Annotated in this window: 6 protein-coding genes and 1 pseudogene; 3 read left to right on the top strand and 4 right to left on the bottom strand. The window is 70.8% G+C overall.

All coding sequences use genetic code 11. The features are described from left to right. A partial coding sequence (locus tag ACJ73U_RS17550; RefSeq protein WP_407778713.1) for an enolase C-terminal domain-like protein occupies positions 1–1,392 on the top strand: 1,392 nt, incomplete at its 5' end. 64 nt (positions 1,393–1,456) lie between these two features. Here ACJ73U_RS17550 and ACJ73U_RS17545 read toward each other — a convergent pair. From ACJ73U_RS17545 to ACJ73U_RS17530, 4 genes are read right to left on the bottom strand one after another with little or no spacing between them, the layout of a single operon-like run. Further along, complete coding sequence (locus tag ACJ73U_RS17545) at positions 1,457–1,867, bottom strand: VOC family protein (RefSeq protein ID WP_407778712.1); 411 nt, start codon at positions 1,865–1,867, stop codon at positions 1,457–1,459. Positions 1,868–1,895: 28 nt separating this feature from the next. Continuing rightward, positions 1,896–4,613: a glycoside hydrolase family 2 TIM barrel-domain containing protein gene (locus ACJ73U_RS17540; RefSeq protein WP_407778711.1), complete on the bottom strand. Its 2,718-nt coding sequence runs from the start codon at positions 4,611–4,613 to the stop codon at positions 1,896–1,898. Beyond that, positions 4,610–5,701: an NAD-dependent epimerase/dehydratase family protein gene (locus ACJ73U_RS17535; protein ID WP_407778710.1), complete on the bottom strand. Its 1,092-nt coding sequence runs from the start codon at positions 5,699–5,701 to the stop codon at positions 4,610–4,612. Before ACJ73U_RS17535 ends, ACJ73U_RS17540 begins: the two co-directional genes overlap by 4 nt. Next, the gene (locus ACJ73U_RS17530) at positions 5,698–6,582 is read right to left on the bottom strand and encodes a LysR family transcriptional regulator (protein WP_407778709.1); all 885 of its coding nucleotides are present in this window, start codon (positions 6,580–6,582) and stop codon (positions 5,698–5,700) included. The genes ACJ73U_RS17535 and ACJ73U_RS17530 overlap by 4 nt, the downstream gene beginning before the upstream one ends. Before the next feature lie 72 nt (positions 6,583–6,654). On the opposite strand from ACJ73U_RS17530, the gene ACJ73U_RS17525 reads away from it, so the two are divergent. Both ACJ73U_RS17525 and ACJ73U_RS17520 read left to right on the top strand, forming a co-directional pair. After that, positions 6,655–7,644 carry an aldo/keto reductase gene (locus ACJ73U_RS17525; protein ID WP_407778708.1) on the top strand — a complete coding sequence of 330 codons (990 nt, stop codon included), beginning with the start codon at positions 6,655–6,657 and terminating at the stop codon, positions 7,642–7,644. Positions 7,645–8,062: 418 nt separating this feature from the next. After that, positions 8,063–8,233: pseudogene (locus tag ACJ73U_RS17520) on the top strand (Crp/Fnr family transcriptional regulator); the annotation flags it as partial.

Genomic DNA, 8,233 nt, shown 5'->3' with positions numbered 1-8,233 from the left:
GGGGGCCGCACCCGGCTGGGCGGCCCCCGTCGCCGCTCCATCTCCCGGCCGCCACGGGACGTGCGCGTGACCAGCGGCCGGCACCGGAGACAGCTCGGCGAACGGAACACGGTCGCGGACATGGACCTCGACGAACCGGAAGCGGACCGCGTGGTCGTCCCGTGGCCGCCGCGGGACCGGTTGACGATCACCTCGGTGCGGTCGATCGTGACCGCACCGGAGGGCATCCCGCTGGTCGTGGTGCGGGTGGACACGTCGGAGCCGGGGCTGTACGGCCTCGGCTGCGCCACGTTCACGCAACGCTTCCACGCGGTCGCGGCGACGGTCGACCAGCATGTGGCGCCGTTGCTGATCGGCCGCCATCCCGCGGACATCGAGGACATCAACCGGCTCGTGCACCTCTCGTCGTACTGGCGCAACGGGCCCGTGCTGAACAACGCGCTGTCCGGTGTGGACCAGGCGCTGTGGGACATCGCGGGCAAGCGCGCCGGCATGCCGGTGTACGAGCTACTGGGCGGCCGGGTCCGCGCGGCGGCGGACACCTACCTCCACGCGTCAGGCGCGACGATCCCCGAGACCCTCTCGTCGGCGGCGTCGCTCATCGAGGCCGGCTACCGGCACGTGCGGCTGCAGACCGGCGGCCCGGGCCTGGGCACGTACGGCGCCCCGGGTACCGCGGGTGGCTACCCGACCGCGCCGTACCCGGACGGCTGGGACGTGCACCACTACCTGGTCACCACCCGACGGCTGTTCGCGGAGGCCCGCGCCGAGCTCGGCGACGAGGTCGAGCTGCTGCACGACGTGCACTCCCGGCTGACCCCGAAGCAGGCGGTGGTCCTGGCGCGGTCGCTGGAGCCGTACCGGCTGTTCTTCCTGGAGGACGTGGTCGCCCCGGAGCACTACGACCGCCTGCCGTGGGTGGTGTCGCAGTCCCCGGTCCCCATCGCGGTCGGCGAGCAGCTGTCGTCCGCGACCGACGCGGCCCGCCTGGTCCAGACGGCCGGCACCGACCTGCTACGCGTACACGTCTCCACGGTCGGCGGCCTGTCCACGTGCCGGAAACTGGTGGCACTGTGCGAGTTCAGCGGCGTCCGAACCGCATGGCACGGCCCAGGCGACGTCTCCCCGGTGGGCATGGCGGCGAACGTGACCCTGGACGTGACGACGTCGGCGTTCGGCATCCAGGAGGCCCACGTCTACAACGAGGCCACGCACGACGTCTTCCCCGGCACCCCGACCCCGGTGCACGGCTACCTGTACCCGTCGGACACCCCGGGCTGGGGAGTCGACCTCAACGAGGAGGAAGCGGCGAAGTACCCACCGGAGACCGGCCGCCACGAACGATGGGCGGCACGGGTCCGCCGCCCGGACGGCGGCCTGGAATCGCCGTGATCCCGGGGCCGACGCCTGAAAGGGCCGCCCGGCACAGTCGAGAGCGGCCCCTCCGCGAAATCGGCTAGCTCTCGGACTTGCCGGTGATGTTGACCATCCACGCGATACCGAACCTGTCGACGACCATGCCGAACTCGTCGCCCCACATCTGCTTCTCGAGGGGGAGGGCCACGGTGCCGCCGTCGGACAGCTTCTCCCAGTAGCCGCGTAGTTCTTCGGCGTCGTCACCGCTCAGGGAGACCGTGATGTTGTTGCCCGGCTGGTGTGGCTGGCCGGGTGGGGTGTCGGCGGCCATGATCGTGTAGCCGCTCGGGGTTTCCAGCATGCCGTGCATGATGCCGTCCGGCTGTTCTTCCGCGCCGAACTCGCCGAACGTGTTCAGCCGCAGCTCGCCGCCGAACACCTGCTCGTAGAACTCCATGGCCTGCCGGGCGTTGCCGGCAAAGCTGATGTACGGGTTCAACCTCGATGCCATGACCGAGCATCCTCGCAGATCGACCAGGTCACGACAACGGGGAGAACACCAGCGTGAACGCGGTCTTCCGCAGCGTGAGCGCGTACTCGGGCAACACGCCCGGTCCACATGATCCGGTGCCTATGCCCAGCTGGCCCGCGTCGATGGTCAACCACAAACCATCACGGGCGGTCAGTTCGTTCCTGTGCTTCGCGGCGGCCAGGTCGGCGTCGGTCCACCTGCGGACCGTGAAACCGAAGTCGCCGTCGACGCGCAGGCCCCGGCCCAGGGTGTCGGTCAGCGTGAGCCGGCGGACGTCGCCGCGCCGGCCGTTCTCCTGTGGCTTGAGGTACGGCGTCTGCAGTTCATCCACAGTGGACTCGAAGTGACCGAACCACGTCGCCAGGCCGGTGTCGGGGTAGGACTCGCCGGGGCCGCGGCCGAACCACGCGACCCGGTCGAGCGTGGCGGGCAGCGGCAGCGTGACCGCCAGCTTCGCGATCGGCTCCGGCCATTCGCCGTCCGGGTCGACGCGCACGGTCAGCGCCAGGCCGTCGCCCGCCGGCGCCCACTCGTACGTGACGTGCACGCCCCGCGCCAGCGCCGCCGCGGCCGTCCGCTCCCGCACCACGAGCGTCTCGCCGGCTGACACCCCGTCGAACCGGTGTGTCAGCCGGTGCAGGCCCAGCGCGCGCCACGTCTCGTGCAGGTTGACGTGCTCGCCGCGGTCGTTGTCGGTCGGCGCGCGCCACAGCGACAGGTGCGGTGCGCCGACCGCGAGACCACCGAAGCAGGTCAACCGGCCGAACCGGTCGAACTGACCAGGACCGAAGGAAAAACCGTCATTGGTCCGTTGTGGACGGTCAGCACCTGAGGGCACGGCACGGTCGCCGGGAGAGAGCTGGTGCTGTGCCCATGCGATCTCGTGACCAGCCGGCGCCCACCGCTCGTCCGACGCCAGGACCGCACGCACGGTCAGCCACGTCTCCGAGTCGAACGACGGCAGGGACGGCAACGCCCCGGACGGATCGAGCACGCCGGACCGGTCACCGGCCGACCACACCAACCGCAGCGGTGGCACCGGTCGCAGCTCCGTGACCTCGACCCGGCCGTCCACGAAGGAGATCCGCACCGGTTCGTAGGCCTTCTTCACGTCCAGCAGCCCCGGCGACGGCGTCCGGTCGGGGAACAACAACCCGTCCACCACGAAGTTCCCGTCGTGGATGGGCTCGCCGTAGTCGCCGCCGTACGCGTACTCGAACCTCGGATGGCGCAGCCCGTGGTCGATCCACTCCCACACGAAACCGCCGGCGATGCGCGGGTACCTGTCGAACAACGCCACGTACTCGGCCAGCCCACCCGGCCCGTTGCCCATGGCGTGCGCGTACTCGCACTGCATGAACGGGATGCCGGACTCCTGCCCGATCTTCTCGACCTCCGCGTGCGTCGCGTACATGCGGCTGTACACGTCGACATACGCGCAGTCGGCGTCGCCCTCGTAGTGGATCGGGCGGGACGGGTCACGCTCGCGCGTCCACTCGGCCATCGCCGCGAGGTTCGCGCCCGTGTGGCTCTCGTTCCCCAGCGACCACAGCACGATGCTCGGGTGGTTCTTGTCCCGCTCGACGGTGCGGCGCATCCGGTCCAGGTACGCGTCCCGCCAGGAAGGCACGTCCGACGGGTTCTCCTCCCAGCCGGAGAACGTGAACCCGTGTGTCTCGAGGTCGCACTCGTCGATCACCCACAGGCCGTACTCGTCGCACAGGTCGAGGAACGCGGGGTGCGGCGGGTAGTGGCTGGTGCGCACCGCGTTGATGTTGTGCCGCTTCATGAGCAGCACGTCTTCGAGCATCGTCTCGAACGGCACCGCCCGGCCGTGGTCGGGGTGGAACTCGTGCCGGTTGACGCCGCGGAACTGGACCGGCTCACCGTTGACCAGCAGCACACCGTCCGCGATGGACACGGTGCGGAAACCGATGCGCAGCCGGACGGTCTCCGTCCCGGTCGACACCGTGGCGTCGTACAGGCGGGGCCGCTCCGCGCTCCACGGCTCGACGGGAACCGTCACCGACTCCCCCGCGGGCACCGAGATGCCGAGCGAGGGCACGGACACCGTCGCCGGCACCGAGGCGTCGATCAGCAGTGTGCCCTGACCGTCCAGGTAGGACGCGTGCACGAACACGTCGTCCAGGTCGCCACGCGCCTCCAGCGCCACCGACCGGAAGATGCCGGGCAGCCACCACTGGTCCTGGTCCTCGAGGTAGCTCGCGGCCGACCACTGGTGCACCCGCACGGCCAGGACGTTGCGGCCGGGCACGGGCGTCACGTCGAACTCGGCCGGCAACCGCGAACCGGTGAAGAATCCCAGCTCCGTGCCGTTGAGCCACACCCTCGCGCAGGACTCGACGCCGTCGAACCGCAGCACCACCCGCCGGCCGGCCCAGTCGGCGGGCAGGTCGAACGCGATCCGGTGGTCACCGGTCGGGTTCTCCTCCGGCGGGTGCGGCGGGTCGACGGGGAACGGGTAGACGACGTTGGTGTACCAGGGACTGCCGTACCCGCGCAGCGGCCAGTGCGACGGCACCGCCAGCGTGTCCCAACCGCTGTCGTCGAACGCCGGGTCGGCGAAGTCGGTTGGCACGTCGGCGATCGGGGACAACCGGAACCGCCAGTCCCCGTCGAGCGAGAGCCGCGGCGCATCGGTGTGCAGGAAGGCGCGGGGCGCGCGAAGTCCTTGGTGCGGCACGAAGTCGTCGTAGTACGTCACGGAAGCTCCGCCGGGGTGATCTCGAAGTGGTGTGCGGCCTGGAAACCGAGGAGTGCACGGGCCGCGGCCGTGTCGATCGGCACGCTCCGCCCGGGCAGCGGGGCCCGCACCGGCACGCCGGGCAGACAGCGCGCGACGAGGTCCTGGGTCGGGTACGGCGAGAGGGTGTCCGGCGCGGCCACGTACAGGGGGTGCACGCCCGACAGCGCAGCGGTGGCCCCGAGCCAGCAGGCCATGGCCGCGTCCCGCATGTCGAGGTACGCCCACATCGCGTTGGCGCCGTGGCCGGGGTCGTCGCGGTGGATCCTCGCCTCCTCGGCGAGGAACTCGGGCTCCCCGAGCATCGGGAACCGCAGCGCGACGACCGCCATCCCGTCCCGGCGCGCGACCATCTCGGCGGTCGCCTCGTCGGCCTGTTTGGACAGTGCGTACGGGTCCGCGATCTGCAAGGGCATGGCCTCGTCGACCGGCAGGTAGTCGGGCACGGCCGGGTGCGGGGAGAAGGGGAGTCCGGTGATGGACAGGCTGCTCGCGATCACCGCCCGCCGCACCCCGGCCCGCGCGGCCTGGTCGAGGACCACGAACGTGGCGGCCACGTTGTTGACGAACACCTCCTCGGGCGCGCCGAGCGTGGGCCGCGGAATGGCGGCGAGGTGGATGACGGTGTCGACGCCGGCCATGGCCCGCGCGACCAGGTCGACGTCGCCGGCGCTGCCGGTGAAGAACGCTTCGGTGCCGCCTGGGTCGACGCGGTCGAGACCGACAACGGCCGCGCCCTGTGCCGCGAGAACGCGCAGCACCGCACTGCCGAGCCGGCCAGCCGCCCCGGTGACCAGGACCCGGCTCGGTACGTGGCTCATCGCGCCCCAGCATAGGTACTCGAACGGGGCATCGTCGAGGCAGGCGGCGCGTCGACCCGCACGCCGCCGCGCCGCCTGCTCGACCGGCTGACCTCGGCGAACCGGCACGGTGACGATCACGGCCACACCGGTGTGCGGATCACTCGGGGTGACCTCCTGACCGGGTTGGGTGATCATGGCGTACGCCGCCAGCGCACGACCGCCCCGAACTCGACGACCCTCGCTCACGGTTCGTCACCCCGCGCCACCGTCGCGAGGAACCGCGCCAGGACCGGCGAGTGGTTGTGGACCGACCACGCCAGGGCCATCTCCCAGCTCGGCAGGTCCTCCGCCAGCGGGCGGTACACGACCGCCTTCTCGTCGGTGTGCGGGGTCGGCGCGATCAGCAGCGACACGCCCAGGTCGGCGGCGACCAGCGCCGCGATGGTCTGCACGTCGACGGCCTCCTGCACGATGCGCGGGCTGAAGCCGGCCGCCCGGCAGAACCCGACGATCGTGTCGTGCACAGCCGGCCCGGCCTCCCGCTCGTAGAACACGAAGGACTCGTCCGCGAGGTCCGCCAGCGACACCCGGCGGCGGCCGGCGAGGGGGTGCCCGCTGGGCAGCGCGACGTACAACTCGTCGTGCGACACGGTGCGCAGGCGCAGGTCCGGCGCGTTGACCGGCGGCCGGAGCAGGCCGACGTCGATGCGGTCGTCGGCCAGCGCGTCCAGCTGCCGCAGCGTGGTCATGGCCATGACCTCCACCCGCACCGCCGGCACCGCCGCGCGGAACCCGCTCAGCAGCCGGGGCAGCGCGGCGAACGTGGCGGACTGGACGAACCCGACGCGCAGCACGCCCAGCTCACCGCGGTGCGCCCGCTGCGCGGCGGCGGCCAGCTCGTCCGCCCGCCGCACCAGCTCCCTCGCCCCGGCCAGGAACACCTCGCCGGCGGGGGTGAGCGCCAGCTGCCTGCGGGTCCGGTCGAACAGCGGCACGGCGAGCGACCGTTCCAGCGCCGCGATCTGCCGGGACAGCGTCGGTTGCGTGACGTGCAGCCGGGTCGCCGCCCGACCGACGTGCCCCTCGTCGGCCGTCACGACGAACGCGCGCGCCTGCCGTAGTTCCATACGGTCAGCGTATTGATCGGCACCCAACTTTGCATTGGACGTATCGAACGGGTCGAACCTAGTGTCGGGAACGTGCAGACGACAGAACTGGGCCGCACCGGCGAGCAGGTCAGCCAGCTCGCCCTCGGTGCGATGTGGATGGGCACCCGAACCGACGAAGCGACCTCCCTGACCATGCTCGACCGGTACCTCGATCTCGGCGGATCCTTCGTGGACACCGCGGACTGCTACGCGTGGTGGCCGGCGCCGGGGTTGACCGGCGGCGAGAGCGAGACCGTGCTGGGACACTGGTTCGCCAGTCGCGGGAACCGGGACCGGGTGTTCCTGTCCAGCAAGGGCAGCGGCTGGGTCGAGGATCCGGACGCGCAGCGCGGCGGCGGCTGGCCCGCGAAGTACGTCGGCGCGGGTGCCCGGACCCTCCGCGGCTCCCTCGACGCCAGCCTGCGCCGGCTCGGCACCGACCGCATCGACCTCTACTACGTGCACGTCGACGACCGCGCCACCCCGCTGGAGGAGACGCTGGAGGCGCTCGACGGCTTCGTGCGGGCCGGCAAGATCCGCTACGTCGGCTGGTCGAACGTGCGCACCTGGCGGCTGGAGCGGATCCTCGGCCTCTGCGACCGCCACGGCTGGCCCGCGCCGGTCGCGGTGCAGCAGCAGCACTCCTACCTGCGCCCGAAGGGCGGCGTCAACACCCTGTCCATTGTGGACGACGAGCAGCTCGACCACCTGCGCGCCAACCCACAGGTCTCGTTGGTCGCGTACTCCCCGATCCTGAACGGGATCTACGACGACCCCGCCAAGCGCGCGGCCGACCCGAAGATGCCGAACTACGCGGGCCCGGACTCGAACGCGCGGCTGGCCGCGCTCACCGAGCTGGCGACCGAGCTGGGCGTGCGGCCGAACCAACTGGTGCTGGCGTGGCTGCTGCACCAGACCGACCCGCCGGTGGTGCCCCTGACCGGACCGCGCACGCTGGAGCAGTTCGACGCCGCGATGGCGGCGGTGGACATCAAGTTGTCGGAAGATCACCTCGGCCGACTGGACAACGCGAGCGCCTGACGAAACATCCACGACAAATTCCGGCACGGTTGACGGTATGTTTCGTCGACCGTGCCGACCCATGTCGGGAGCCGATCGACCTGACTTCTTCGACGGAGGGTGTGTATCCGGCCCAACGCACTAGACCGTTCCGGTGAGACCACCCCACCACGACCGGGTCGTTGCCGGACATCCGCCACACGTTCGTCCCAACCACACCCCCCTTTGGCGCATTCTCGCTCAACTCAAACAATCGGACCGGTGGTAGTTACCGCATTTTCGGGTGACGGGGTAGTTACTCTCGGATAATTTCCGACCACCGTCGTGGTCACCCCCTTGGTCGACTGTGGACTTTTCCACGCCGGTGATAGGAATGAAAAGAACTCGCGATCCCGCCGAATTCTTCCTACAGCCGACCGCATGATTGGTGGTGTGCGTTGTGACGGTGACCGAACCCGCGGCGCCCGGTGTCGAGACGAACGCCCAGCGACAGCAGAGCCTGGCGACCGCCGCGGCCCGGAACCTGGCCACGACGAAGAAGTCCGTTCCCCAGATGCAGGGCGTGTCCTCGCGCTGGCTGCTCAAGCTGCTGCCCTGGGTCCAGGTCTCC

It is taken from the genome of Actinophytocola sp., assembly GCF_045807065.1.
Lineage (GTDB): Bacteria > Actinomycetota > Actinomycetes > Mycobacteriales > Pseudonocardiaceae > Actinophytocola.
This window is presented reverse-complemented; position numbering and strand designations above follow the sequence as displayed.

Bases quoted from the DNA above. Each gene is read 5' to 3' on its own strand.
- ACJ73U_RS17545 (WP_407778712.1), bottom strand. From the start codon at position 1,867: ATGGCATCGAGGTTGAACCCGTACATCAGCTTTGCCGGCAACGCCCGG.
- ACJ73U_RS17530 (WP_407778709.1), bottom strand. From the start codon at position 6,582: ATGGAACTACGGCAGGCGCGCGCGTTCGTCGTGACGGCCGACGAGGGG.